The organism is Salinigranum rubrum (assembly GCF_002906575.1).
GTDB classification, from domain to species: Archaea; Halobacteriota; Halobacteria; order Halobacteriales; family Haloferacaceae; genus Salinigranum; species Salinigranum rubrum.
In genome coordinates, this window is the sequence record NZ_CP026309.1 from 3825816 (window position 1) to 3851091 (window position 25276).

The 25276-nt window shown below is 67.5% G+C and carries 23 protein-coding genes, 1 tRNA gene and 2 pseudogenes; 15 read left to right on the forward strand and 11 right to left on the reverse strand.

What is annotated here, in order from left to right:
- Positions 1-92: 92 nt before the first annotated feature.
- Complete coding sequence (locus tag C2R22_RS18815) at positions 93-1472, reverse strand: hemolysin family protein (RefSeq protein WP_103427128.1); 1380 nt, start codon at positions 1470-1472, stop codon at positions 93-95.
- Positions 1473-1575: 103 nt separating this feature from the next.
- Here C2R22_RS18815 and C2R22_RS18820 point away from each other — a divergent pair, with 103 nt between their 5' ends.
- The 3 genes from C2R22_RS18820 to C2R22_RS18830 are packed head-to-tail and all read left to right on the forward strand — an operon-like array spanning position 1576 to position 3002.
- Positions 1576-1833 (forward strand): glutathione S-transferase N-terminal domain-containing protein, encoded by a 258-nt coding sequence (locus C2R22_RS18820; protein WP_103427129.1) that lies wholly within the window; start codon positions 1576-1578, stop codon positions 1831-1833.
- Complete coding sequence (locus tag C2R22_RS18825) at positions 1834-2343, forward strand: redoxin domain-containing protein (protein WP_103427130.1); 510 nt, start codon at positions 1834-1836, stop codon at positions 2341-2343. It abuts the gene before it with no gap.
- A 20-nt stretch (positions 2344-2363) separates the two neighbouring features.
- A complete protein-coding gene (locus C2R22_RS18830; RefSeq protein WP_103427131.1) occupies positions 2364-3002 on the forward strand; it encodes an L-threonylcarbamoyladenylate synthase in 639 nt (212 codons plus the stop codon).
- 9 nt (positions 3003-3011) lie between these two features.
- Here the strand turns inward: C2R22_RS18830 and C2R22_RS18835 are convergent, their stop codons facing one another.
- Positions 3012-3671, reverse strand: coding sequence for a CRISPR-associated protein Cas4 (locus C2R22_RS18835; RefSeq protein WP_103427132.1), 660 nt, complete (start codon positions 3669-3671; stop codon positions 3012-3014).
- A gap of 205 nt (positions 3672-3876) precedes the next feature.
- On the opposite strand from C2R22_RS18835, the gene C2R22_RS18840 reads away from it, so the two are divergent.
- On the forward strand, positions 3877-4692 hold the full coding sequence (locus tag C2R22_RS18840; RefSeq protein ID WP_103427133.1) for a glycosyltransferase family 2 protein: 816 nt from the start codon (positions 3877-3879) through the stop codon (positions 4690-4692).
- 87 nt (positions 4693-4779) lie between these two features.
- On the forward strand, positions 4780-5925 hold the full coding sequence (locus C2R22_RS18845) for a Gfo/Idh/MocA family protein (protein WP_103427134.1): 1146 nt from the start codon (positions 4780-4782) through the stop codon (positions 5923-5925).
- Between the two features lie 50 nt (positions 5926-5975).
- Here C2R22_RS18845 and C2R22_RS18850 read toward each other — a convergent pair whose 3' ends face one another.
- The gene (locus C2R22_RS18850; protein WP_103427135.1) at positions 5976-6983 is read right to left on the reverse strand and encodes a hypothetical protein; all 1008 of its coding nucleotides are present in this window, start codon (positions 6981-6983) and stop codon (positions 5976-5978) included.
- Between the two features lie 108 nt (positions 6984-7091).
- On the opposite strand from C2R22_RS18850, the gene C2R22_RS18855 reads away from it, so the two are divergent.
- A tRNA-Pro gene (locus C2R22_RS18855) sits at positions 7092-7164 on the forward strand.
- 313 nt (positions 7165-7477) lie between these two features.
- On the opposite strand, the gene C2R22_RS18860 is transcribed toward C2R22_RS18855, so the two are convergent.
- The gene (locus tag C2R22_RS18860) at positions 7478-9322 is read right to left on the reverse strand and encodes an SLC13 family permease (RefSeq protein WP_103427136.1); all 1845 of its coding nucleotides are present in this window, start codon (positions 9320-9322) and stop codon (positions 7478-7480) included.
- Between the two features lie 185 nt (positions 9323-9507).
- Here C2R22_RS18860 and C2R22_RS18865 point away from each other — a divergent pair, with 185 nt between their 5' ends.
- The 4 genes from C2R22_RS18865 (at position 9508) to C2R22_RS18880 (ending at position 14448) form a co-directional block, all read left to right on the forward strand.
- Positions 9508-9951, forward strand: a complete 444-nt coding sequence (locus tag C2R22_RS18865) for a Mov34/MPN/PAD-1 family protein (protein ID WP_103427137.1) — start codon at positions 9508-9510, stop codon at positions 9949-9951.
- A 284-nt stretch (positions 9952-10235) separates the two neighbouring features.
- Entirely contained in the window at positions 10236-11792 is a 1557-nt protein-coding gene (locus C2R22_RS18870; RefSeq protein WP_103427138.1) for a sodium:solute symporter family protein, read from the forward strand.
- Between the two features lie 240 nt (positions 11793-12032).
- Positions 12033-13055, forward strand: coding sequence for an AbrB/MazE/SpoVT family DNA-binding domain-containing protein (locus tag C2R22_RS18875; RefSeq protein WP_103427751.1), 1023 nt, complete (start codon positions 12033-12035; stop codon positions 13053-13055).
- A gap of 286 nt (positions 13056-13341) precedes the next feature.
- Entirely contained in the window at positions 13342-14448 is a 1107-nt protein-coding gene (locus C2R22_RS18880) for an agmatinase family protein (protein WP_103427139.1), read from the forward strand.
- Positions 14449-14738: 290 nt separating this feature from the next.
- Here C2R22_RS18880 and C2R22_RS18885 read toward each other — a convergent pair whose 3' ends face one another.
- The 3 genes from C2R22_RS18885 to C2R22_RS18895 are packed head-to-tail and all read right to left on the reverse strand — an operon-like array spanning position 14739 to position 16937.
- Entirely contained in the window at positions 14739-15674 is a 936-nt protein-coding gene (locus C2R22_RS18885; protein ID WP_103427140.1) for an HpcH/HpaI aldolase/citrate lyase family protein, read from the reverse strand.
- Positions 15667-16749 (reverse strand): isocitrate lyase, encoded by a 1083-nt coding sequence (gene aceA, locus C2R22_RS18890; RefSeq protein WP_103427141.1) that lies wholly within the window; start codon positions 16747-16749, stop codon positions 15667-15669. Before aceA ends, C2R22_RS18885 begins: the two co-directional genes overlap by 8 nt.
- Positions 16746-16937: a hypothetical protein gene (locus tag C2R22_RS18895; protein WP_103427142.1), complete on the reverse strand. Its 192-nt coding sequence runs from the start codon at positions 16935-16937 to the stop codon at positions 16746-16748. Before C2R22_RS18895 ends, aceA begins: the two co-directional genes overlap by 4 nt.
- Before the next feature lie 587 nt (positions 16938-17524).
- On the opposite strand from C2R22_RS18895, the pseudogene C2R22_RS18900 reads away from it, so the two are divergent.
- From C2R22_RS18900 to C2R22_RS18915, 4 genes and pseudogenes are all read left to right on the forward strand, one after another.
- A pseudogene (locus tag C2R22_RS18900) lies at positions 17525-18474 on the forward strand (ATP-binding cassette domain-containing protein).
- Positions 18475-19275, forward strand: a complete 801-nt coding sequence (locus tag C2R22_RS18905; RefSeq protein WP_103427143.1) for an ABC transporter permease — start codon at positions 18475-18477, stop codon at positions 19273-19275. It begins immediately after the preceding pseudogene.
- A gap of 47 nt (positions 19276-19322) precedes the next feature.
- The gene (locus tag C2R22_RS18910; protein ID WP_103427144.1) at positions 19323-20168 is read left to right on the forward strand and encodes an SDR family NAD(P)-dependent oxidoreductase; all 846 of its coding nucleotides are present in this window, start codon (positions 19323-19325) and stop codon (positions 20166-20168) included.
- A gap of 81 nt (positions 20169-20249) precedes the next feature.
- Positions 20250-21847, forward strand: a pseudogene (locus C2R22_RS18915) (gamma-glutamyltransferase family protein).
- 14 nt (positions 21848-21861) lie between these two features.
- On the opposite strand, the gene C2R22_RS18920 reads toward C2R22_RS18915, so the two are convergent.
- The 3 genes from C2R22_RS18920 to C2R22_RS18930 form a co-directional block, all read right to left on the reverse strand.
- On the reverse strand, positions 21862-22431 hold the full coding sequence (locus tag C2R22_RS18920) for a hypothetical protein (protein ID WP_103427145.1): 570 nt from the start codon (positions 22429-22431) through the stop codon (positions 21862-21864).
- 52 nt (positions 22432-22483) lie between these two features.
- Positions 22484-23539, reverse strand: a complete 1056-nt coding sequence (locus C2R22_RS18925; RefSeq protein WP_103427146.1) for an Ldh family oxidoreductase — start codon at positions 23537-23539, stop codon at positions 22484-22486.
- An 80-nt stretch (positions 23540-23619) separates the two neighbouring features.
- Positions 23620-24255, reverse strand: a complete 636-nt coding sequence (locus C2R22_RS18930) for a hypothetical protein (protein ID WP_103427147.1) — start codon at positions 24253-24255, stop codon at positions 23620-23622.
- A gap of 80 nt (positions 24256-24335) precedes the next feature.
- Between C2R22_RS18930 and C2R22_RS18935 the strand changes: the two genes are divergently transcribed.
- Entirely contained in the window at positions 24336-24827 is a 492-nt protein-coding gene (locus tag C2R22_RS18935; RefSeq protein WP_103427148.1) for a hypothetical protein, read from the forward strand.
- 3 nt (positions 24828-24830) lie between these two features.
- Here the strand turns inward: C2R22_RS18935 and C2R22_RS18940 are convergent, their stop codons facing one another.
- Positions 24831-25103: a hypothetical protein gene (locus tag C2R22_RS18940; RefSeq protein ID WP_103427149.1), complete on the reverse strand. Its 273-nt coding sequence runs from the start codon at positions 25101-25103 to the stop codon at positions 24831-24833.
- Positions 25104-25276 lie beyond the last annotated feature (173 nt).

Sequence of the window (25276 nt, forward strand, 5' to 3'; positions counted from 1 at the left end):
ACGCGTCCGGTACTCCGCAGACGCAGGGCCGGCGTCTCCCCACCGAGTGACGGCGCGGGGTCGACGTTCTCCTCGGTGGGCGACGGCGCGGCTCAGCTCTCGACTTCCGCCTCTGGCTCGTCCGCGTCGTCGACGTCCTCTTCGGGGAGCGTGGAGAGACGCGCCTTCATGATGCGGGTGTTGTCCACCTGCTCGATGCGGATGACGACGTTCTCGTAGGTTATCTCCTCGCCCTCCTCGACGAGGCGGCCGGCGCGGTTGAAGATGAAGCCGGCGAGCGTCTCGAACTCCTCGCCCTCGGGGAGTTCGATCTCGAGCACGTCGTTGACCTCGTCGATGTTCACCTCCCCACGGACGAGGCAGTCGCCGTCAGGGAGGAACTCGAACGGTTCCTCCTCGTCGCCTTCGAGGATGTCGCCGACGATTTCCTCGACCATGTCCTCCATGGTGATGAGGCCCTCGGTGGTGCCGAACTCGTCGATGACGACGACCATCTGCATTCGCTCCTTTTGGATCTCCTGGAGGAGTTCGTCGACGTTCTTCGACTCGGGGACGTGCAGCGTCGGCTGGACGAGGTCGGTGAGCCGTGCTGTGCCCTCGCCGTAGTTCTTCTCGCGGACGAGGTCACGGATGTTGACGATGCCGATGACGTTGTCGAGGTTGCCGTCGTACACGGGAACGCGCTCGTGGTCGGACTGGACGCACGTCTCGATGGCCTCGTCCAGCGTGGCGTCCTTCGGGACCGCGGTCATGTCTAATCGAGGCGTCATCACCTCCTTGGCGATGGTGTTGTTGAAGCGGAAGATGCGGTCGAGCATCTCGCGTTCGTCCTCCTCGATGACGCCCTCTCGCTCCCCGGTCTCGATCATGTTCTGAATCTCGTCGCGGGTGACGTACGTCGTCTCTATCGCGGAACGCCCACCGGTCACGCGGTTGATGACCCGGGTGAGGTAGTCGAAGACGACGATCAGGGGAAAAAGCAGGTACTCCGAGAGCTTCAGCGGACGCGCGATGCGGATGGCCCACGACTCGGTGTTCTCGACGGCGTACGACTTCGGCGCCGACTCCCCGAAGAGGAGCACCAGGGCCGTGATACCGAACGTCGCGGCCAGCACCGCCTGCCCCTGCGAGAGGTAGATGCCGAACAGCCCCGTCGCCACCGACGACATCGCGATGTTCGCGATGTTGTTCCCGACGAGGATGGTGACGAGGAGCCGGTGAGGGTCCTCCTTCAGCTCCTTGACCGTCGCCGCGCCGGGAACCCCCTCCTCGACCATGTTGTCGACCCGGTGTTTCGCGAGCGAGAACATCGCGATCTCCGAGGACGAAAAGAACGCCGAGAGGGCGATGAGGACGACGATTGCGATGATCCCACCGACCGTGACCGTCGTGTTGTTCACCGGGAGCACGTCAGTCACCTGTCCGGCGGCGGTCTGCGTGAGCGTGGCCATCGAGTGCAGCGGCAAACCCATATAACACCAGACGTTGTCGGGGCGCCGAATTAAGAGTTGTCCATCCGCGGCCCACTCGACCGGTTGCGACACGCTTAGGCCGCGCACCTCCTAACCGGCGGGTATGAGCGACTCGACCATCACCCTGTACCGACTGCAGGCGTGTCCGTACTGTGAGCGCGTCGTCCGGACGCTCGACGAGTACGACCTCGACTACGCCTCGCGGTTCGTCGAGCCGATGCACGGCGACCGAGACGTCGTCAAACGCGTCTCGGGCAAGCGAACGGTTCCCGCCATCGTCGACGAGAACACCGGCGTGACGATGTCCGAGTCCGCCAACATCGTCGAGTACCTCGAGAAGACATACGGGGGGAGTTCGTAGATGGTCGACTTCGACGTGGTGGAACTCCCCGACGCCGAACACGTCGACGTCGACGACACCGCCCCCGACTTTACCCGCCCGCTGGTGAACGGCGAGTACTGGGAGGACGTCTCCCTCTCGGACCTCACCGCAGAGGGTCCGGTCTGTCTCGTCTTCCATCCGATGGACGGCGCCTTCCCGTCGACGTACATGTGGAACGAGATTCGCGACCGCGGGTGGGGCGACTCCCTGACCGTGGTCGGCGTCTCCATCTCCACCCCCTACGAGCACAAGGCGTTCATCCACGAGCGGGGGATGGACTATCGGCTCTTCTCGGACCCTTCGAACGCCGTCGGGCGGGAGTACGGCATCCCCAACCCGATGGACGGCATGACGGGCGTCGAGGAGCCACGGCCCGCCGTGTTCCTCCTCGATTCGAGCCGGAACGTCGAGTACGCGTGGGTCGCCAGCGAGTGGCCCGACTTCCCCGACTACGACGCGGTCGAAGCAGCCATCGAGGCGCTCGACTGAACACGTGAACGGGTGAACGCGTGAGTCCCGACGCCCCCACCGACGACCGGGTCGCGGCCGCGGCCAGCGCCATCGCCGACGGCGACCTGGTGGTCTACCCGACGGAGACGGTGTACGGCCTCGGCGCGGACGCCTCTGACTCGAAAGCGGTCGAGCGCGTCTTCGAGACCAAGGGCCGCAGTCGGGACAAGCCGCTCTCGCTCGGCGTCCCCGACGTGGAGACCGCGCGGCGCTACGCGCGGCTCACGCCGCTCGACGAACGCTTCGTCCGAGCGTTCCTCCCTGGTCCCGTGACGGTCGTCGTCGAGACCGACCCGTCGCTCCCCGAGGCGCTCACCGCGGGCCGCGACCGCGTCGGCCTCCGCATCCCGGACCACGAGGTCGCCCTCGCGCTCTACCGGGCCGCGAAACCGCTCCCCGTCACGGCGACCAGCGCCAACCGCTCGGGCAGCGGGAGCGTCCGCCGCGTCGACGACCTTGCGCCTGCTGTTCGAGACGCCTGCGCGGTCGTCCTCGACGGCGGCGAGACGCCGGGGACGGAGAGCACCGTCGTCGACCCCGGCCGCGGCGTCGTCCACCGCCGCGGTGCCCACGCCGACCGGGTGGAGGCGTGGCTGGCCGACCACGCCGACGACGACCACGCCGGCCACGACGGGTAGCCCGGAGCCTCACCGCCGCAGGAGCGACCGCATCGACCGCGTTTTGACCCCGCAGCGGTCCCGGAACGAACACGCCCGACAGCGTGCCGTGTTTCGCAGTCGCGGCGGCGGGCCGTCGAGCGACCGCACGGCGCGGAGTGCCCGTCGGTACGCCGCCTTCGCCCGCGTCGAGAGCCGGACCGTCCGGACCGCACCGTACGCCGGATACTCGACGAGCGCGTGCGACGTCGCCTCCCCGCGTTCCCACGACAGCGCCTTCGCTGCCGCGACCGCCCGCACCTGCTGGGGCTCCCACACGCCGCGCTCGGGCGGCGCGCCGGGCGAGACGAACGACGGCACCCTCCCGTCGGCCGTGTCGACGAGTTTGTGGACGCGGCCGCGACAGTCTTTGCCGGCGAGCGAGACGTGGGTTCCAGCCGGGTCACAGAGGGCTGCCCAGTCGTCGCGCTCGGCCAGTCGTTCCAGCGCCGCCCGGTACGCGCTCGGCGCGAGCGCGGTCGGTTCCGCGTCCAGTTGTGCGTCGTCCGCGTCCCGGAGTTCGTCGTACCGGAACGCGAGCCGCTGTCGGCGTCGTTCCTCCCGAGAGGGGCCGTCGTCGCCGTCGCGGCGGGCGTAGTACAGCTGCCGGGGGCAGTACGCCGCCTGCGACACGGCAGTAAAGGTGGGCATCCACGGTGGGGTGGCCGCCCGTTCGTACTTGAACTCTCGGCCAACATCGCGCCGCTCGAACCCAGGTCGTCCCGGTCGCTGTGCCGTCGAGTCTCTCGTCTCGGACGTGACTCGACTGGGCCGTGCTAGCGCGGTGGAACCGTCACGAACGGAGAAAGGTATATCCCGTCGAACAGCGTATCCAGAATTAACAGAAATCTGTCTCATGGTCGAGCTAAGTATCATCATTCCAACCATCAGACCGGAGTCGGAGATCGACTGCCTGCGCTATCTCGACGCGCAGGAGTTCGACGACTACGAGGTGATCATCCGCTCCGATCCTGGTGCCTCCAAAGCCCGGAACGAGGCGATCAAACGGGCGAACAGCGAGAAGCTCGTGTTCCTCGACGACGACTCGATGCCGCGTCCGGGCTACCTGCAGGCGGTGAGTGATGCGCTCGACGAACACGACGTCGTCGCCGGTCGGGTGTTCCAGCCGGACGACGCCGTCATCACCTACAAGCAGTTGCCGTGGTACGACCAGGGCGACGAGGGGAAGTACACCGACCTCGTCGTCGGCTGCAACATGGCGATGCGGAAGTCGGTCATCGACGCCGTCGGTGGGTTCAACGAGACGTTCTTCCACGGCCACGAGGAGACGGAACTGGGCCGGCGCATCAGCCAGCAGTTCGACATCTGGTACGAACCGAGCATGGTCGTCGAGCACTACTACGCCTTCTCCGTCCGGCAGTACTGGGAGAAGTCCTACCGGCACGGGAAGGCCGACGCCGACTGGTGGGTCGTCGACGAGGTTCCACTCTCGACGCGCCTCCGCAAGTGTCTCCCGTGGAACGTGCTCCGCCGCCAGCCGGTCGAAACCGTCGCGATGCTCGTCCTCAAGTTCGGCCGGGTCCGTCGGCTCACCGCACAGCTTCTGGGGCTCGTCGACATCCCCGAGCGTCGACAGGCACACGGCAACGCCTCCCAGGTCCGACGCGAGTCCTCCGAGGGCATCTCGCCCCTCTCGTCAGGCCGGGACTAACGACCCGGATGGCCGACCCTGTTACTCGGTTCCGCCCGCGTTAACGACTGCTTGTTTATCCACCTCGCATTCGTACGACGAGGTACCATGACCTACACCGTCGCGTTCATCGGCACCGGACCCGACCCGAAGAACCCCAGCACCGACGGCTTCGCGATGGCGTACCGCCACGCCCCCGGCTACCAGCGCCTCGACGACTGCGAACTCGTCGCCTGTGCCGACGTCGTCCCCGAGAACGCCCAGGCGTTCGCCCGCATCCACGACATCCCGCCGGGACACGTCTACACCGACTACGAGGAGATGCTCTCCGAAATCCGCCCCGACATCGTGAGCATCTGCACGCCCCCCGCGATTCACGCCGACCTCGTCATCGGCACCGCCCGGAGCGGCGTCGTACAGGCCATCCACTGCGAGAAGCCCATGGCGCTCACCTGGGGCGACGCGCGGGAGATGGCCCGCGTCTGCGAGGAGGAGGGCGTCCAACTCACCATCAACCACCAGAAACGCTTCGGTAACCCGGTCCGACAGGCGAAAACCCTCATCGACCGCGGCACCGTCGGCGACGTCGAACGGCTCGAGTTCAGCGCGGAGACCCTCTACGACATGGGGACGCACTTCTTCGACATCTGCAACTACCTCAACGACGGCTCGCCCGTCGAGTGGGTGCTGGCCAACATCGACTACACCGAGGAGAACGTCCTCTTCGGGACGCACAACGAGAACCAGGCCATCGCGCAGTGGCGCTACGCGAACGGCGTGAGTGGGTTGGCGTCGACGGGACGCGCGGCGGACTTCGTCGGCTGTCAGCTCCGCGTCGTCGGCGCAGAGGGCGTCATCGAACTCGGCGCCGACGAGGCCGAACTCCGCTACCGCGCCGACGGCTCCGACTGGACCGTCGTCGACACGGGTCTCGACACGGTCCACAAGCCCATGCCCGGTCGCGTGCGCTCGGGGCTGTCGACGGTCGCGAGCAAGCTCCCCACGACACTCTCCGCGAGGGTCACCGACCGGCTCTCGACGACGAGCTACGAGGAGCGCGCCATCGAGGAACTCGTCACGGCGTTGGAGGCGGGGACCGAATCGGAGCTCTCGGCGGACAACGCGCTCGCGGCCGAGGAACTCATCTTCGCCAGTTGGGAGTCCGCGCGTCGCCGCGGCCGCGTCGACCTCCCGCTCGACATCGAGGACAACCCGCTCGAATCGATGGTCGAAGCGGGTGACCTCCTCGTCTAGTCGTCGAGCGCCTGAGACGACCTGGTGTGAGTCGATTCCGGCGGGTCGGCTCACGCCGCCGTGGTGGTCGTCGCCGTCGTCGTCTCCTCGTCGTCGATACCGAACTGTTCGCGCGTCTCGGTCGCCATCTCGGTCGCGAGGCCCTCCAGCGACTCGCCCATCTCGGCCAGCGAGTCCGCCGGCTCTTCGAGGTCGGTGGTGAACGTCGCGAACGCCGCCGCGACCTCGTCGAGTTCCCGCGCCGCGTCCCGTGCGATCTGTCTGGCCTGGTCCGTCGAACCGTTCAGTTCGAGCGCGCGCGCCGTCCCGAGACGTCCGACCGCGGTGGCGAACGTGTCGAGCGGGGCGCGCAGGTCGCCGAACGCGCGTATCTCCGCTTCGAACTGTGTGAGCTTCCGACGGTACCGTTCGGTGTCGAGTTCCGAGAGGACGCTGGTGGCCGACACGGCCGTCTCTTCGACGAGGGTCTGGTAGGGGCTGCTCGCGATGCGACTCGCCGCGTCCATCTCGCTCATGGCGTCCTCGGCGGCCCCGTCGTCGGCCGATGCGAGCGCCTCGCGGGTCTCCGTGAGGTGGTAGTACGCGTCGACGAGGCTGGTCTGCGTCTCGGTCGCCAGTCGGAGAAACCGCGTCATCTCTTCGAGGCTCGCGAGCGTCTCTTCTTGTTCCTCGGTCACCACCGCCTCGCGGGCCCGCTCCAGTTCCCGCTCCGCCTCCTCGACGGCCGCAACCACCTCGTCGCCGTCGAACTCGAGATACGACGCGTCGGCCGCGAGGATGGTCTCGCCCGCGTCGCCGACGTACTGTTCGACTGCCGCGTCGAGCGTCGACGTCACGGCCGAGAGCCGCTGTTGCGCCTCGCGCACCTCGGGACTCGGCGTATCCGTCGGGGACTCTGTCGGCGTGTCCGTAGCGGTCTCGGTCGGTTCGGTAGCCGTCGGGGGCGACTCCGTCGGGGTGTCGGTCGGTGGGGCCGTCGGCTCCGGAGTCGACTGGTTGGTCGCGCCACACCCTGCGAGTGCGGTCGTCAGGAGGACCAGGAACGGTCGACGTTCCATGGCCGGCCAGTCATGTCTTGAGACATACATATTTTGGGAAGCGGAGTCGGCGGGAGTCGCACCGTGCAACGAAACGTTTTACCGCTCCGCTCGTCCACAGTCGAGTGCGGGACCGTGGGTTAGCCTGGTATACTTCGGGCCTTGGGTGCCCGTGACCCCGGTTCGAATCCGGGCGGTCCCACTTCTCCGCGGATTTCCCAGCGAGCACCGCGAAGCGTGTGCGAGCGACGCCCGAAATCCGCGGTGTGTGGACGACCCCGCGATTCGAGCCCTGCAAGACGAGCGAAGCGAGTCTTGCTCAGGTTCGAATCCGGGCGGTCCCATTCCACTTTTTGCTCGGTCGCTCCGCTCCCTCGCAAAAACGTGGGGAAAAGCGCTCCTTCCTCACTTCGCTTCGCTCCGTTCGGTCGTCAGCCCGCGACTCGCGGTGCTCGTCGCGGGACAGTACTTGAACTCCCCCACGGACATTGCGAGCCGTGTGCGATTCGACCCGCTCACAACCCGAAGAAGAACACGATACCGAGCGTCGTCGCCACGGCGAAGATGAGTTGCATCGGGCCGCCGACGCGCATGTAGTCGGTGAACCGGTAGCCGCCGGGACCGTAGACGAAGAGGTTCGTCTGGTAGCCGACGGGCGTCATGAACGCCGTCGACGCCGCGAACGTGACGGCGAGAACGAACGAGAAGGCGTTGGCACCGAGTGTCGTCGCGGCCTCCACCGCGACCGGAACCATCAGCACGACGCTCGCGTTGTTCGAGATGACGTTCGTCAGGAGCGCCGTCACGACGTAAAAGAGTCCGAGGACGCCCACGAGGGGGAGGAGTTCCGAACTCAGGACGACGAACTCCGCGAGGAGTTCGGCCGCACCCGTCCGTTCCATGGCGATGCCGAGCGGGATGACGCCCGCGAGGAGGAAGATGACGTCCCACTGGACGGCGTCGTAAATCTCGGTCGGGCGGAGACAGCGCGTGGCGACCATCGCCATCGCGCCCGCGAGTGCGCTCACGACGATGGGGACGAAATCGAGCGCCGCGAGCGCGACGACGACGGCGACGATGCCGACGGCGACGGGAATCTTCGACTCGCGGAAGTCGTGGCGCTCGACCTCCTGGGCGACGATGAAGTCGCGGTTCTGGTCCATCCGCTCGATGCTCTCGGTGGCGGCCTGCACCAACAGGGTGTCGCCGACGCGGAACTGGACGCTGTCGAGGCGTTTGCGGACGAGTTCCCCGCCGCGGCGGAGCGCGAGAACGGTCGCGTCGTAGCGCTGGCGAAACCGCGAACTGACGAGCGACTCGCCGACGAGCGACGACCCGGGCGCGATGACCACCTCGACGAGGTTCTGCCCCTCGCCGGCGGCTTCGAGTTCGGCCTCGTCGACGGTGACCGGGACGAGGTCGAGCCCCTCCTCGTCGAGAAAGCCCACGAGGGTGTCGCGGTCGGTCCGCAGCGCGAACACGTCGCCGACCTGTATCTCCTTCGGGCCGAGCGGTTCGAGGAACACCTTGTTGTGGCGGATAAGCTGGAGGAGGTCGACGTCGAAGTCGGTCTCGACCAGCGCCTCGGACACCCGCATTCCCACCAGTGGCGAGTCCTCGCGCACCATTACCTCGGTGAGGTAGTCGGCCATCTCGAACTCCTCGGTGAGGTCGATTCGCGGTTTGATGCGCTCGGGCGTCAGCACGCGCCCCAGGGTGAGGAGGTAGACGGTGCCGACGAGGCTCACGACCAGTCCGAGTTGGGTGAACTCGAACATGCCGAACGGCTGGCCCAGCAGCCTGTCCGACAGTTCGGAGGCGAGGATGTTCGTCGAGGTGCCGATGAGGGTGAGCATCCCGCCGAACATCGACGCGTACGAGAGCGGTAAGAGGAGCTTCGAGGGGGAGGTACCGCCGCGCTCCGCCAGATCGGTCACCATCGGGAGGAGGATAGCGACGGCCGCGGTGTTGTTGATGAAGCCCGAGATGGGGGCGACGACGCCGATGGTCGCGCCGAGTTGGCGGCTCTCGCTGTCGACGGTGTACCGCGAGATGAACGCCCCGAGTTTCTGGACGATGCCCGTCCGCTGGACGCCCTCGCTCAGGATGAACATCGCCAGTACGGTGAGCGTCGCGGCGTTGGCGAAGCCCGACAGCCCCTCCTCGGGTGAGACCATCGGAATCGGCGAACCGAGGAGGCCCACGTCGACGAACAGCCCCGACACCGGCTCGACGAGCATCAGCGTGACCATCACCGAGATGGCCGTCACGTCCACCGGTACCGGCTCGGTGGCGAACAGCACGAGGGCCACGAGGATGAGCGCGAAGACGACGACGATGCCGGGTGTGAGCGCGACCACGGGCGGACGTTACCACCTGCGGGCAAAAACGTGCTGGATGAGGGCGCCACGGTGGTCGAGTTCTGTGGTGTCCGCGTGTCGACGGACCGGTCGAACGGACGACCGTTCACCGGTCGACGGTGGACGGAGGGGGGCGCCGACGACTCGAAACGCTGGTATGCGCGGCCCCGCTACGGACGTGCGTCGTGGTCCTCTCGCAGTTCCGCCCGCGGCGGCTCGTCCTCCCTGCACCCCTGTTGTCGCGGCTTCGGGCGCACATCACGGAGGAACACCCCAGCGAGGCAGGGGGGTATCTCGTCTGCGAGTGGGCGGACGCCTCGCTGCGGGCCGTCGACACCGTCCGACTCGACAACGAGTCCGACCGCCCGCTGTGGCAGTTCGAGACGACGGTCGACGACGTGCCGGCGATGCCGCGTGTGTTCTATCACTCGCACACGACCCCGGCGTCGCCCTCCGGCCTCACCAAACCCGACCGGAAGGTCACCGAACGGTTTCAGCTGGTCGTGTTCGCACCGGGCGGTGAGCCGGGGAGCTACCGGCTCTTTCACCGTGGCGTGTTCAACTGGCGGGAGTTCGCCGTGGTGGTCGACTCCGAGAGCGGTCGGACGCGCCTCCCGCGACTCGTCTGACCGCCCCGTCCCGCGTCCTCGACCTTATATTCCCTAGGGACTCGTGAAGTCATGATACGCATCTAAAGTGTTCGTTCGAACACCAGTACACTCCAACAGTGGTTGTGCATTGGATTTTACACCCACACAGTAAACAATAGCAGGGCAAGGTCTTTTTACCGTGGAAATTTCGGCATTCCTGTGTCACAGATGCGGCAGACCGTACACGAGTTCGCCGAAAACGCTGGTGAATCGACCACTGATCGCCCGTCGGACTACCGGTTCTGGAAGGTGGGTGAGCGCGAGTGAGCGTCATCCTCTACGGTCTGGTCGGGATGATACTGCTGACGATGGCCGTCGGACTGTACGTCGCCAAGAAGATCGAGGGCGACAGCGTCAACTACATCGTCGCGGGCCGTGGACTCGTCCTCCCGCTGGCCGCGGCCACGCTGATGGCGCAGTCGCTGGACGCGAACGCGACGCTGGGGAACACCGACCTCACCGCCAACTTCGGGTTCTGGGCCGGCGCGGCGCTCCCCATCGGCCTCGCTGGCTGTCTGTTCCTCACCGGCCTGTTCTTCGCGAAGCCGATGAACCGCATGGACCTCATGACGCTCCCGGACTTCTACCGACGCAAGTACGGTCGGGTGACGGAGGTCGTCGCGTCGCTCATCATGGTGCTGTCGTTCTCGCTCCTCCTCGGCGGGAACCTGGTCGCCGGTGGCTTCCTCTTTCAGACGTTCATGGGGACGACGTTCGTCCAGGGCGTGCTCGTCATCTCCGCCGTGGTGTTCGTCTACACCATCGCGGGCGGACTGTTCGCCGTCGCCTACACGGACGTCATCCAGGCCGTCGTCGCGCTGACCGGGTCGCTCGCCCTCATCGCGTACGTCGCCATCAACTACGGGATCACGATTCCCGACGGGATGGGGCCGACGGCGCTCGTCCAGATCAACCCGCTGGACAACTCCGCCGGGTCGTGGATAAACCTCGCGACCATCTTCGCGCTGGCGCTGGGCGACATCGTCGCCATCGACTTCATGGAGCGGGTGTTCGCCGCCGACAGCCCCGAGACGGCGCAGAAAGCGTGTTTCGCCGGGTCGGCCGGGACGCTCATCATCGGCATCCCCTTCTCCATCGTCGCGCTGTCGGCCGGCAGCATCCTCGACTCCATCGGCGTCGAGGCCGGCAACCAGGCCGTCCTGTACGTCCTGCTGCAGGAGGCGGTGCCGCCGTGGCTCGCCGTGTTAGTGCTGGCGGGCATCGTCGCCGCGTCGCTCTCGACCGGCGACGGAGCCATTCTCGGCACCTCCGCGGCCCTGGCGCGGAACGTCCTGGGTATCCGCGACCCTGATTCGCCCGGCGAGGGCGTGAAAGCCGACGGGTCCGGGTTCCTCAGCGAGGGGTCGGACAAACTCCTGGCCACCACCCGAGTCATGGCCGTCCCCATCACGATTCTCGGCGCGTTCTTCGCCATCCAGGTGAGCGCCACCGGGATGTTGCTGGTGCTGGCGTTCGACGTGGCGTTCGCGGGCCTCTTGGTTCCGCTGGCGTTCGGCATCTACAAACCGGACATCGCCACGGCACCGGCCGCGCTGGCCGGGATGCTCGCGGGCTCTCTGACCCGGCTGGCCTTTTTCGTCCTGCTGCCGACCACGTACGCCATCCAGAACAACCTCCTGTACATCGAGAACAGCCTCGTGCCGGCGGGCTGGGACGGGCTGGTGACGTTCATCGCACCGGTTGTGGGGCTGGGCGTCTTCCTCGGCGTCGCCTTCGTCACCAAGGACGACTACCCGACACCCACGGTCACCGCGGGGAGACGGCGCACCATCGTCGCCGGGGGTGACGACGATGGGTGACCTCTCGACCGGCGACCGCTTCTTCCTGGCGGGGCTCGGCCTCGTCTGCTTGCTCCTCGTGGTCGGCGTGGCCGTGGTTGCGATCGGATGATATCTGTCGTTATTCGGTGATTATCGCACGAATTGTAGCGACCACAAGCCGTATTCAGTCGGAGTCAGTCCTTGTTCCCAGCGTCAGATGGACGATCGTACACCGACCGACCTCGGGAGCGTTCTCGGATGAAACACGAAACGATCCGCATGAAGCGGAAGGTACAGCAACTGGGTTCGTCGACGCTCGCGGTGACGGTCCCCGCGGACTGGGCGCGGACCCACGACATCCAGAAGGGTGACGAGGTGATCATCCAGCAGGACGAGAGCGGCGGTTCGTTGCTCGTCGTCCCGGACCAGCCGACCATCGAGGACGTCGAATCGACGATCGATGCCGGGTCGCTCGACCCCAAGGCCCTCGAACGGGCGGTGGTCTCCCAGTACGTCCTCGGCCGTCAGCTGATCCGTATCGAGGCGGACGAACCGCTCGACCCCGCGTACCACGACGCGGTGATGCGGGCCGAGCGTCGGCTGATGGGCCTCGGAATCGTCGAACAGGCCGAGTGCGAGATAACGATCCGGTGCACCGTCGCGCCGAGCGATTTCGACCTCCCGACGCTCCTCGGTCGGCTCAGTCGGACGGAGCGCACGATGCGGACGGCGGCGGTCGCGGCCGTCCTCGACGGCGACCCCGACCGGGCCCGGACCGTCGAAAGCCGGTACGAGCGGGCACAGAAGCTGTTCCATCTCTTTCTCAGGCTCGTGTTCGCCACCTACCGGAACCCGCGGCTCAACCACGCGGTCGGGTTAGACACCGGCTTTCCGCTCATCGGCTACCGGTCCGTCGCGCAGGACCTCTCGTTGATGACCGGAATCGCCCGGGAGATCGCGTCGCTCGTGGCCGACGGGGAGATGGAGGCGACCGACGACGAGACCGCGGCGCGCTTAGACGACCTCGCGGACGCGCTCGACGAGGCCGTGACGGCGACTATCGCCGCCGTGACGACGCCGGAGTACCCCGCCACGGAGGCGGCCCGTGACGCGTTCGCGACCGTCGACGACCGGGTTGAGGCGATGAACGACCACCTGGCGGCGGCGCGTCCGGAGCCGCTGTTGGAACTGCAGCGAACCGTCGTGCTGCTCGAACGGAGCGCACAGCACGCGCGCGACAGCCTCTCGGTGGCGACCCACCTCGCGCTCCGGTCGTCGCCGGAAATCGTCGAGGAAGAGTAGCCCCGTCCGCGGCGCTCCCCCACGTCGTCCACCTCCGTCGCGCTGCTGTTCTCGATGGTCGGCGAGTGTGAACAGCGTCGGCGACGTTCACCGCACCGCCGTTCGAGGGGATGGAGCCGTCCTTAAACACCTAAAGGGGACTCGAACCGTACATGCCTACCCATGGTCCCGCAGGAGGGTATTACGTATCCCAAGCAACGCTTTTCAGTATTGCTCAGACATCCACAATCGCCGAGAAAAAGGCGAACTTCGTGGGTAAAACCGCGAACGGAGCCGACGAGTACCCATGACAGAACGCACTGGCGAAGACATCTACGGCGACAAGCACAAGGAAGCGAACGAACCCATCTTCAGCGGCGTCCCGACGTTCCTCAAACTGCCCGAGGTCGAGCGGGACGAACTCGACGAGGAGGACGTCGACGTGGGTATCCTCGGGGCTCCGCTGGACACCGCGACGACGATTCGGCCGGGGACCCGGTACGGGCCCAGAGCGGTCCGCGCGGCGTCGACCGTCCCGTCGCCGCCGTACGAGCACTTCAACATCGAAACGGGCGTCGACCCCTTCGACACCTACAGCGTGGCCGACACCGGCGACGCCGCGGTCTCTCCCGGTGACACCCGACAGAGTCAACTGAACATCGAGGAGGCCGTCGCCGAGGTCAGCGAGCAGGCGACGCCCATCGTCATCGGCGGCGACCACTCCATCAGCTACCCCGACATCAAGGGTTGGGCCGAGGCCAACGGCTACGACGACATCGGCCTCGTCCACTTCGACTGCCACGCCGACACCGGCGACGAGGGCCTGACGGGCTTCAAGTACGACCACGGCGCGTGGGTCAAGCGCGTGTACGACGACGGCCTCATGGCCGGCGAGAACTACACGCTCATCGGGCCGCGCGGCTTCTGGCCCGGACCCGACACGTACGAGGAGATGCGCGAGGCCGGGATGAAGTGGTACACGTCGATGGACGTCGGCGCGATGGACCTCGACGACATCGTCACCGACGCCGTCCAGCGGGCGACCGACGGAACCGACGCCGTCTGGGTCTCCTTCGACGTGGACGTGATGGAACCGGCGTACGCGCCCGGGACCGGTGAACCCGAGCCCGGCGGCCTGATTCCCCGAGAGGCCATCTACATGGTCCGGGAAGTCGTCAAGGCGCTCGACCCCGACGACTTCGGGTTCGACGTCGTGGAGGTGTCGCCGGCGTACGACGCGAGCGACACGAACTCCTACAACGGGGGCATCACCAGCGGCCTCGCCAACCGCCTCATCATCGAGGTGCTGGGGAGCATGGCGCTGGCCGAGAAGGGCGTACAGAGCGGCGACCCGATCCGGCCGAAGGAACCGCTCGGTCCGACCGCGCCCGCCGAGTCGCCCGCCGACGACTGAGTTTCCCGTTCGCGCCCGTCTGCGACTGTTCTCCGTGTTCCGCCCGCGCTGTTCGCACTGACCCGGTCGGGCCGACCGACGGAGACGTCTCTCGACCCGTCTGCGTCAGTCGTTCGTCGGATGAAAAAACGATGGCAGCGCCGTGGGGAAGCCCCGTCGGCCGTCGCCTCGTGAGCGCGTTCGACACCGCGTCGGCGTCGAACCGCCCTCACCGGCGGACGACGGACGGGAGACCAAGCCGAGTTCGGGTGTGTTCGAGCGAGTGAGTCGGTCCCCGGCCGACCGCGCGCTCAGTCCGCGCTCGCACCTCCCGAGAGCACGTCCGCCTGCCGCGCGCGGGCGACGATGCGCTGTGCCATCTTGTTCGTCGCCTCGTCGACCATCTCGCCGTCGACGCTCACCGCGCCCTTGCCCGCCTCCATCGCCCGCTCGTACTCGGTGACGATGCGCTCGGCGCGCTCTGCTTCTTCCCGAGAGGGGGCGAACACCTCGTTCGCGGGTTCGATCTGGTTCGGGTGGATGGCCCACTTGCCGTCACAGCCGAGCAGCGAGGCGTGCCGGCAGGAATCGCGGAACCCCTCGGTGTCCTCGATGTCCGCGTAGGGACCGTCGACGACCTGCAACCCCTCGGCCTTCGCGGCGTGGGCGATGCGAGCGAGTTGGTAGTGCCAGTAGTGGCCCGGGTAGCCCTCGCCGGAACCGATGGTGAGTCCGGCGGCGCCGACGCTCGCGGTGTAGTCGCCGGGACCGAACACCAGCGACTCGATTCTGGGCGAGGCGCGGGCGACCTCCGCGACGTTCGTCATCCCCGTCGCCGACTCGATCTGACACTGCAGGCCGATCCGGCCGACTTCGAGCCCCGCGTTGTGTTCGACCTGGGTGAGCAGGTCGTCGACGCTCTGGACGTAGGAGGCGTCGTGGCACATCGGCACCATGATGGTGTCGAGATACTCGCCCGCCTCGGTCACCACCTCGATGACGTCGTCGTACCACCACTCGGTCTCGACGCCGTTCATCCGGAAGCAGGGCTTCGTCTCCGACCAGTCGTACTCGCGGAGCCCCTCGATGACGTTCTCCCTCGCGCCCACCTTCTTCGCGGGCGCGACGCTGTCTTCGAGGTCGAGGAACGCCTCGTCCGCCCCCGAGTCGGGGGCGCGCGAGATCATCTTCGGGTCGCTCCCCGGGGTGGCGAGTTGCGACCGGCGGAGCGTGACCGCTTCAGTCATCGTCGCTCTCGCTCGACACCGGGTCGGCCTCGTCGCCGCTGGTCAGGGGGTCGCTCTCCTCCTCGGAGAAGCCCTCGGAGCCCTCGATGCGTTCTCGGGCGAGCGGGTCGAACTCCATCTCGATGTCCTGGTACCGCGAGACGAACGAGAGTTCGTGGTGGGACTCGGTCGGGTGGTCGAGGTAGCGGCCTTCGAGGTCGAACTGCGCCTCTTCGGCGTCTTCGGCCAGCCGTCTGAAGTCCTCGTAGACGGCGTGCGCGCCCGAGTGCAGCCCGAAGAGCGTGATGAAGATGTACTTGTAGCCCATCTCGCCCAGTTCCTGGAACGTGAGCGGGTCCTCCTCCTCCGACCACGCGAACGACGACGAGTAGTTGAACGCGAGGTCGAGGTCGGGGTGCGTCTCGTGGATGGTTTCGGCGTAGTTGATCGCGTCTTCACGTGAGGGGTCGGGCATCTCCGGCCAGACGAGGTCGACCCCGGCGTCGGCGTATATCCGTCCTCTCTCGAGGTGTTCCTCCCAGTCACCGTTCGCCGAACCGTAGGCGTCGGTCCGGGCGATGATGACGGTGTCCTCGCTTTGCTTCGCGTCGACGGCGGCGTCGAAGCGCGAGCGGGCCTCCTCGCGGGAGACGATCTGCTTGCCCGCGATGTGGCCGCAGCGCTTGGGCGACGTCTGGTCCTCGATGTGGACCGCGGCGACGCCGGCCTTCTCGTACTCGCGGACGGCGCGTCGAACGTTGTGGACGCCGCCGTAGCCGGTGTCGCAGTCCGCGACGACGGGGATGTTACACGCCTCGACGATTCGCTTGGCGTTCTCGACCATCTCGGTCATCGTCACCATCTCCAGGTCGGGGAAACCGAACTGACCCAAGACGGTGGAGTAGCCGGACATGTACGCGGCGTCGTGGCCCGTCATCTCGGCGAGTCGGGCGTCGAGCGCGTGGTAGAGTCCGGGAGCGAAGACGTACGTCTGCTCGTCGAGCTTTCGCCGGAGTTCGCGCGCCATCGGGTTGTCGACGTCGCGGGTGAACGTGTCCGAGTCCATCGCCGTCGGTTCGAGCGGGGCGTCGCTCATCGCTCGCCCTCCAGGCGGCGTTCGATACGGTCGAGTTGCTCGCGCATCGCGCGGAGTTCGCGCTGGAGTCTCACGGTAGAGTCGGTCCCGCTCCGCCCGAGGTCCGGGCAGAGCGGCGCTTCGGTTTCGAGTTCTTCGCGGTTGATTCGGTCGGCGGTGCGTCGGGTCGTGTCCGGGTTCGTGCTCATGTTAGAGGCGCGTGGGTGGTGTCGGTGGATACGTCGATTCGGTCGGCGGGCGGGTCCGTGCTTTGGATACGCGTACGGTCGACATCGGCAGGTGAGGCACACTCGAGTTCGGGAGATAAAGTTTATGATTTATAATGATAATATTCTTTAGTCATATTGTACTATGCAGACTGAATTTAGGTGTATAAATGTTTGTCATTGTCTATCACGATCTGGACGAAACGAGGGTTCGTTGGCGAGTTCGTGCTTCGTTTCCGAGTAAACGACCGCACGTCGGGTCGAGAACCGACCGAACGGACACGTTACTCACGGACACTGTCGCGCCCTCTGGTCGGTTCAGACGACGGAGGACAGCCGACTTTTGTCCGCTCGCCGACAGTGTGCGGTCCTCCGATGAACCTCGTTCCCGCCGAGGGTGGCCGCTGGCCCGATATGGATCGGTGATAAGTCCACACAACCGCACATCGACCCGGCCACGATGCGCGCCGACGGACGAGGCGAGGGGAAAGTCACGAGACACGCTGACTCGGCACACTCGTCGGTCGATGTCGTCGGCCTTAATCGTCCTCGCACCGTTCTCACAAGCAGTGACATCCGCCATCGAGGTCGAGAACCTTCAGAAGCAGTACGGCGACGTGAAGGCACTGAAGGGCGTCGACCTGACCGTCCCCGAAGGCTCGTTCTTCGGTCTCCTGGGCCCGAACGGCGCGGGGAAGACGACGTTCATCAACATCCTCGTGGGCCTCGTCCGCAAGAGCGGTGGCACGGCGAGCGTCTTCGGCCACGACGTCGAGACCGACTACCAGGCCGCACGCGACTGCATCGGACTCGCCCCACAGGAGTTCAACGTCGACCAGTTCTTCCCGATTCGAGAGATCCTCACCCACAAGGCGGGCTATCACGGGATACCCCGCGCCGAGGCCCGAGAACGCGCCGAGGAGGCGCTGAAGCAGGTCGGAATCTGGGAGAAACGCGACACGCGCTTCAACTGGCTCTCCGGCGGGATGAAGCGACGGTTCGTCCTCGCCCGCGCGCTGGTGACCGAGCCCGACCTGCTCATCCTCGACGAGCCCACCGCGGGCGTCGACGTCCAGCTTCGGAGGGACCTCTGGGAGCTCATCACCGAACTGAACGACCGCGGAACCACCATCCTGCTGACCACCCACTACATCGAGGAGGCCGAACGCCTCTGTGACGAGGTGGCCATCCTCGACGAGGGACGGGTGGTGGAGGTCGCCAGTCCGGACGAACTGATGAACCGCGGCACCGACCGCGTTCGGGTCACTCTGCGTAACCCCCGAGCGAGGTGCCCGACATCGCCGCCGGCAACGGTCAGGTCGAGGCGGTCGAACTGGTCGACTCCGACATCGTCGTCACCGCCCGCCAGGGCGGCCTGCTCGCGCCCGACCTCCTCCGCGAACTCGACCGCAAGGGGTTCGAGATAATCGACCTCGACATCTCGCGGACCTCCCTGGAGGAAGTGTTCGTCGAGATGACCCACTCCCAGGAGACGATTCCCGCGGGAGGCGTCGAGTAGATGTCCGTCCTCTCGACCGTTCTCGCGCTCGTCTCACAGCTGTCGTCGGTGGGCTTCCGGACCGTGGCTCGCCGCGAGATAGAGCGGTTCCTCCGCCGGCCGAAGAACACCTTCGCCCCGCCGCTCATCACGAACGTCCTCTACTTCTCGGTGTTCGGCGTCATCCTCGGCCAGCGAATCAACACGGTCAACGACATCCCGTACATCCTCTTCATCCTCCCCGGACTGGTCGTCCTGGGGGCCATCTCGAACGCGTTCGAGAACGCCTCCTTCTCCATCTTCCACGGCCGGTGGAACCGCTACATCGAGGAGGCGCTGACCTCTCCGCTCTCGTATTCGACGATGGTCGCCGGCTACACCGTCGCCGGCGTCGTCCGGGGACTGCTCGTCGGGTTCCTCATCGCCGTGGTCGGCGCAGTCTTCACCAGCGTCGGCGTCGCCCGACCGTTCTACCTCGTCGCGTTCGGTCTCGTCATCACGTTCCTCTTCGCCTCCATCGGCATCGTCGGCGGCCTCTGGGCCGACGACTGGGACGACCTGACGATGATGAACCAGTTCATCGTCCGCCCGCTGGTCTTTTTCGGCGGCGTCTTCTACTCGCTGGCCGAACTCCCGCCCCTCTTGCGGGACCTCTCGCTCCTCAACCCGATGGTGTACATGGTCAACGGCGTCCGGTACGGCTTCCTCGGCCAGAGCGAGGTCGACCCGAACGTCTCGCTCGTCGTCCTCGCGGGGCTGACGGTCGCGCTCGTCGGCCTGAACATCACGCTGTTCAAGCGCGGCTACGGCCTGACCGAATAAGGAGGGCAGCCAACACAGCTTTCTCCTCGCCACCTGTCGACCGCCGTATGTCGACCGTGTTCGTCACCGGCGCCGCCTCCGGCATCGGCCGCGCCACCGCGCTTCGTCTCGCCGGCCGCGGCCACCGCGTCGTCGCCTTCGACGTCGACGCCGACGGCCTCGCCTCGCTTCCCTCCGCCATCGAAACGCACGTCGGCGACGTCACCGACGAGGAGCGCGTCCGCGAGACGCTCCCGTCGGACCTCGACGCGCTCGTCAACTGCGCGGCGACGTACGAACTCGGAGCCGTCGAAGACGCGGACTGGGAGGTCGTCGAGAGACAGTTTCGCGTCAACGTGTTCGGCACGCTCGCAGTCACGCGAGCGGCGCTGCCCCTCCTGCGGGCGAACGGTGGTCGCGTCGTCACCCTCTCGTCCGTGCTGGGTCGAGCCTCACTCCCCTTGCACGGCGTCTACGCCGGGACGAAACACGCCGTCGAGGGCGTCTTCGACGCGCTCCGCGCCGAGCAGGACGACGTCGACGTCGTGCTCGTCGAACCCGGGGCCGTTCGGACGGGCTTCACCGAGCGGGCGAAGGCCGGCCTCGACGGCGACTCGGTCCATCGTGACCTCTCCGACCGCGTGGCCCGCCACTACGACCCCGGCGGCGTCCCGCCCGAGCGGGTTGCCCGCGTCGTCGTCAGGGCGGTCGAATCGTCGGCACCGAAGGCGCGTTACCTCGTCACCGGCCAGGCGCGGTTGCTCCTTTTCTGCCGCGCACTCCTCCCCGAACCGCTCTACGACCGGGTCGCGCTCGCTCGGGTGCGGAACCGCAGCGTCCCCCGGGCCTCGCTGGAGTTGATCGGAGACGCGCTCTCCGCGGGCGTCACCCGTGTCCTCGGCCGTCACGGCTAGCGGTCGCGTCCCCTCGCCGACACTCACGACCGGCCCGAGAAGGCGTTCGGGCTTTTTCCCACTCGCCGTCCAACGGGTGGTATGCCAGCGCCCGACCTCGACCGCTTCACCTCCCGCCGCTCGACCGTCTACGGCTCGCAGGGGGTGGTCGCGACCAGCCAGCCGCTCGCTGCCGAGGCAGGCGTCGAACTCCTCCGCCAGGGTGGGAACGCCTTCGACGCGGCCGTCGCGGCCGCCGCCGCGCTCAACGTCGTCGAACCGACGAGTACGGGGTTGGGGGGTGACGTCTTCGCGCTCTACCGAACCGCGGATGGGGAGGTCGGCGCGCTCCGCTCGTGCGGCGGCGCGCCGGCCGCGGCGACCATCGACGCGGTGCGCGAGTCGCTCGGAGACGACGACGCGCGAATGCCGGAGGCCGGCCCCCACACCGTCACCGTCCCCGGGACGGCGCGGGGCTGGGAGACGACCGTCGAGGAACTCGGGCTGCTGACGCTCGCCGACTGTCTCGGTCCGGCGATTCGGTACGCCACCGACGGCTACCCCGTGAGCGAAGTCGTCGCCGCGCAGTGGGAACACGGCGAGGAACTGTTCGAGGCCGAGAACGCCCGCGACGCGTACCTCTTCGACGGGCGCGCCCCCGAGGTGGGCCAGTACGTCACCCTGCCGCTCCTCGGCCGCACGCTCGAACGCCTCGGTGACGAGGGGGCCGACCTGGTGTACGAGGGGGCGGTTGGCGAGGCCATCGTCGACACGGTCCGGTCGGCCGGGGGCTTCCTCTCGATGGACGACCTCTCGGGGTTCGAGCCAGAGTTCGTCGACCCGCTGTCGACTCGGTACGGCGGCTGTGAAGTGTACGAACTCCCGCCGAACAACCAGGGGCTCGTCGCGCTGGAGGCGCTGAACGTCGCCCGCGAGGCCGGTGCCCGCGAGGCGACGGGCACGGAACGGATCCACCTGCTCGCCGAGGCGACGAAGCGGGCGTTCCACGACGGTCACCGCTACATCACCGACCCCGCGTTCGAGGAGGCACCCCCGCTGAACTCCCGCGAGTGGGCGCGGACGCGGGCGGCCGACATCGGGCCCGAAGCCTCCAACGACGTCTCCTTTCTCCCGGACACGAACGCCGAGGACGCCGACACGGTCCTCGTCTGCGTCGCCGACGCCGAGGGAAACGTCGTCTCCTACATCAACTCCCGCTTCGCGGGCTTCGGCTCCGGCCTCGTCGCCGCCGACACGGGTATCGCGCTCCAGAACCGCGGCGCGTCGTTCTCGCTCGACCCCACGCACCCGAACCGGCTCGAAGGGGGAAGAAGCCGTTCCACACCCTCATCCCGGGCCTGCTGGACTTCTCCCCCGACGGAGGAGACGACTGGGCCGCCTTCGGGGTCATGGGCGGATTCATGCAGCCGCAGGGACACGTCCAGGTGGTCTCGAACCTCGCTGACCGCGACTTCCCGATTCAGCGCGCGCTCGACGAACCGCGGTGGCGCTACCGCGAGGACGGGTCCCTCGCCGTCGAGGAACGGCTGGAGGGCAAAACGAAGCTCGCCCGCCGCGGCCACGAGGTCTGCGTGCTTCCATCGTCTATGTTCGGCGGGGCACAGCTCGTCCGCCGCTCGGGCCAGGTCCTCTCGGGAGCGACCGAGCCCCGAAAGGACGGCACCGTCGCGGCGTACTAAGGGGGAAAGCGAGGCTATCGGGCCCGGAACGCGACGGCGTCGGACGCCGTTTCGAGTCCGGTTACTCGGTCGACGACGCGGGCCGTCGCGGCGTACCGCCCCGGACTGAGCCCGGGCTCGCCGAACCGCACGGGGAGTTCGCCGAGCGTCGCGTCGGGGTCGAGGACGAACCGGACCTCACGGGCGTTCCGTGCCACCCGCCGACCGTCGGCGTCGGTCAACTCGACGGTGAGCGAGACGTCGACTCGACCGCTCGACCGGATCGGATAGGTGAAGCTCACCGCGACGGCCAGCGGGTCGCCCGCGCTGACCTCGTCCGTCCCCCGGACGACCACGTCGCCGATGCGTTCCCACCTTTCGACCACCGAGACGGCGTTGATTCGTGGGCCCGCGAGCCGCCGCCGCAACCGCGCGACCTCCCGTTCGAGCGCCGCGATGCGCTCCTCCCGGGCCTCGACGGTCGCTTCGAGTTCCGCGAGGCGCACCCGGCGGTCGGCGACCGTCTCGCGCTCGACGACGTCGTAGCCGAGACAACCACCGAGGCCGGCGAGCCCACAGAGCGCGAGCAGTTCCCGTCTGTCCATGTCGTGTCGAGAGAGGGCACCTCACCGTCATGAACCCTGTCCCCGTGCACGTTCAGCCGAGTCTCTCGGTCCCTGCGGGGAGCGAGCCTTCGAGTCCGTACGTCTCGGCGACCCGCTGGAGTTCGGCGACGGTCCCGGGGCCGAGTTCGAGCCCGTGTTCGTCGGTCTCGCGCATCGCCCGGTACTCCGGTTCGCCGGGCAACAGCCCCGTGCCCTCGATGTACGTCGCGTTCCGGACGAGCGACGCGAGCGCCTCGACTCGCGCCTCGATCTCCTCGACCGGAAGGAAGACCGTCGGGTCGACAGCGACGAACGCCGCGGCGCTCCCCGTGGCCTGGCCGATGACCGGCGACGTCCCGAGGATGGCGGCGAAGAGTTCGGCGGCGACACAGAGGCCGTACCCCTTGTGTCCGGCGACCGTTCCCCCCAGCGGGAGGATGGCACCCCTCCCCTCGGCGAACGCCCGCGCGTCGAGGAGCGGTTCGCCGTCCTCGTCGATCGCCCACCCCTCGGGAATTGGCTCTCCGTCCGCCGCTTTCGTCCGTATCTTGCCGTGGGCGACCTGGCTCGTCGCCATGTCGATGACGATGGAGAACGAAAGCGCGTCGAACGTGGGCACCCCGAACACGACCGGGTTCGTCGAGAAGCACCGGTCCGCGCTGTTCGGCGGTGCGACCGACTGGGTCGACCCCCTGACCAGCGCGACGAACAGGTATCCCCGCTCCGTGGCACGCTGTGCCCACTCGCCGATGCGACCCAGGTGGCCGACGTTGGTGATGCCGACGGCCCCCACACCACCCTCCGCTTGCGCCGTCACCTCGTCCGTCGCGACCCGTCCGACGGCCTGTCCGAACGCGCGGTTTCCGTCGACGAGTGCGGTACCCGCTCCCGTTCGTTCGACCGTCGGAGTCGCCGTCGCGTCGACCGCACCCCGCTCCACGCGGTCGGCGTACTGGCCGATGCGGAAGACGCCGTGGGAGGCGTGTCCCTGTCGATCCGAGAGAACGAGCGATGTCGCGACGGCGTCCGCCGTCTCCTCGTCGCATCCCAGCGCGCAGCAGACGTCTTCGACGAACGGTTCGACCTCGGACGGGGCGACTGTGACCATTGCTGTCCGTCTCGCGCTCGTCGATAAAGCGTTACCTGCGAGCACAGGACTCCTGAGACGTCGCCCCGGCGGGGCGGATATCAGGTCACGGCGAACCGCGTCGCGACCGGTCGCGAGTCGACCCCGGCGACCACGTCCCGGACGCGGGCTTCGGCGACGTACTCGCCAGGAGTCAGCCCCCCGGTGTCGAACAGAACCGGCGTCTCACCCAACCGCCCCGTCTCGACGAAGTAGCGCAACTCGCGCTCGCGTGTCTCGACGACCCCCTCCTCGTCCGAGAGCGTCACCGAGACGGCCGTCAGCCGCTGTGCGGCCTCCTCCTGCCTCCCGCGCTCACTGTCGAAGTCGACGCTCGGGGTCGTGAAGTTCACCGCGATAGTCGCGAGCACGCCGCGGTCGACGCTCGTCGTCGCCCGATGGGCGACGTCGCCGAGGCGGTCCCACGCGGAGACGAGCGCGACGTCGTTCACCCGGGGGCCGTCGACCCGGCGTTCGAGCGCCTCGCGGCTCGATTCGGAGGCAGCGAGAACGCCTTCTAACTCGTCGATGCGGGCCTCCAATGCCGCGATGCGTTCCTCTCGCGCCTCGACGGTCGCTTCGAGTTCCGCGAGGCGTACCCGGCGGTCGGCGACCCGCTCCGTCTCCTGGAGTTCGTAGCCGAGACAGCCTGAGAGCGCCGCCAGCGCACCCACCGCGAGCAGGTCGCGTCTGTTCATGCCGCGGGGAGGGACGCCGTCGTAATCAACCGCTCCCCCGTACCGACACACCGAAACCGCCGACGCCCGTACGACGGCCGATGGGAGTCGCTGGTGACGACGACCGCCTCGGCTTCGACGAGAACCGCAACGTCCTCACCGAGACGCTCGGCAGACTCGTCCCGCAGTCGGTCGCCCGGCGGGCGCTGTCCGTCGACGTCGAGACGGACCGCGCGAGCTACGCTCCGGGCGACGACATCGCCTTCCGCGTCACCTTCGAGAACAGACTCCCGCTCCCGGTCGTGGTCGAGACGCCCGACCGACGGCTCTGGGGGTGGACGGTCGACGGCGAACTGGAGGCGTCGGACGAGTCGCGGTTCGACGACCCGACGCGCGAGACGCCCGGGAGCTTCGCCTTCCGCGGCGGGGAGCGCAGAGTCGTCTCGCGGACGTGGCACGGGCGCGTCCGCCGCGTGAACGAGGGGGAGTCGAACCGGTGGGTCGACCTCGACCCGGGGCGACACGAACTCGGCGTCTTCCTCGCGTACGAGGGCGGCGCGCGCGCCACGACGACGTTCGAGGTCCGAGGGTGAGTATCAGACCCAGAGCCAGACGCTCTCGCCGTGGCCGACTGCGGGGAGGCCGACGTCGACGTTGGCACCGACGAACCAGATGGGCTCCGAGAGGTGCACCCCCGCGGTGTTGATGACGACGCGCTCGACGGCGTGTGTGTGGGTCGTCCCGTCGGCTTCCCGGACGGTCACGGCGTAGTGGTCGGGGCCTTCCGGCGTGACGACCGTCTGGACGTCCTCGTAGCTCGTCGTCCCGTCTGCGAACCGCGAGGGCGTCGTCGGGGTGGTGTCGGGCATCGTGTCACCTCTTCACACACCCTTGGCGCCGCGTCCACTTTAGCACGCGCCGCCTATACCCGCGGTAATCGGTGATTTAGCGGCCGATATCGACGCGCGGGTCGAGTATCTATCCCCTCGCCGTCTGTCGATAATTATCCGTTATCGACTCCCTATCGAACCGGGGTCGACGG

What these genes read in the sequence shown, in the direction of transcription:
- C2R22_RS18815 (WP_103427128.1), bottom strand. Translation starts at nt 1,472, where the DNA reads ATGGGTTTGCCGCTGCACTCGATGGCCACGCTCACGCAGACCGCCGCC.
- C2R22_RS18820 (WP_103427129.1), top strand. Translation starts at nt 1,576, where the DNA reads ATGAGCGACTCGACCATCACCCTGTACCGACTGCAGGCGTGTCCGTAC.
- C2R22_RS18825 (WP_103427130.1), top strand. Translation starts at nt 1,834, where the DNA reads ATGGTCGACTTCGACGTGGTGGAACTCCCCGACGCCGAACACGTCGAC.
- C2R22_RS18835 (WP_103427132.1), bottom strand. Translation starts at nt 3,671, where the DNA reads ATGCCCACCTTTACTGCCGTGTCGCAGGCGGCGTACTGCCCCCGGCAG.
- C2R22_RS18840 (WP_103427133.1), top strand. Translation starts at nt 3,877, where the DNA reads ATGGTCGAGCTAAGTATCATCATTCCAACCATCAGACCGGAGTCGGAG.
- C2R22_RS18845 (WP_103427134.1), top strand. Translation starts at nt 4,780, where the DNA reads ATGACCTACACCGTCGCGTTCATCGGCACCGGACCCGACCCGAAGAAC.
- C2R22_RS18850 (WP_103427135.1), bottom strand. Translation starts at nt 6,983, where the DNA reads ATGGAACGTCGACCGTTCCTGGTCCTCCTGACGACCGCACTCGCAGGG.
- C2R22_RS18875 (WP_103427751.1), top strand. Translation starts at nt 12,033, where the DNA reads ATGAAGCGGAAGGTACAGCAACTGGGTTCGTCGACGCTCGCGGTGACG.
- C2R22_RS18880 (WP_103427139.1), top strand. Translation starts at nt 13,342, where the DNA reads ATGACAGAACGCACTGGCGAAGACATCTACGGCGACAAGCACAAGGAA.
- C2R22_RS18885 (WP_103427140.1), bottom strand. Translation starts at nt 15,674, where the DNA reads ATGACTGAAGCGGTCACGCTCCGCCGGTCGCAACTCGCCACCCCGGGG.
- aceA (WP_103427141.1), bottom strand. Translation starts at nt 16,749, where the DNA reads ATGAGCGACGCCCCGCTCGAACCGACGGCGATGGACTCGGACACGTTC.
- C2R22_RS18895 (WP_103427142.1), bottom strand. Translation starts at nt 16,937, where the DNA reads ATGAGCACGAACCCGGACACGACCCGACGCACCGCCGACCGAATCAAC.
- C2R22_RS18905 (WP_103427143.1), top strand. Translation starts at nt 18,475, where the DNA reads ATGTCCGTCCTCTCGACCGTTCTCGCGCTCGTCTCACAGCTGTCGTCG.
- C2R22_RS18910 (WP_103427144.1), top strand. Translation starts at nt 19,323, where the DNA reads ATGTCGACCGTGTTCGTCACCGGCGCCGCCTCCGGCATCGGCCGCGCC.
- C2R22_RS18920 (WP_103427145.1), bottom strand. Translation starts at nt 22,431, where the DNA reads ATGGACAGACGGGAACTGCTCGCGCTCTGTGGGCTCGCCGGCCTCGGT.
- C2R22_RS18925 (WP_103427146.1), bottom strand. Translation starts at nt 23,539, where the DNA reads ATGGTCACAGTCGCCCCGTCCGAGGTCGAACCGTTCGTCGAAGACGTC.
- C2R22_RS18930 (WP_103427147.1), bottom strand. Translation starts at nt 24,255, where the DNA reads ATGAACAGACGCGACCTGCTCGCGGTGGGTGCGCTGGCGGCGCTCTCA.
- C2R22_RS18935 (WP_103427148.1), top strand. Translation starts at nt 24,336, where the DNA reads ATGGGAGTCGCTGGTGACGACGACCGCCTCGGCTTCGACGAGAACCGC.
- C2R22_RS18940 (WP_103427149.1), bottom strand. Translation starts at nt 25,103, where the DNA reads ATGCCCGACACCACCCCGACGACGCCCTCGCGGTTCGCAGACGGGACG.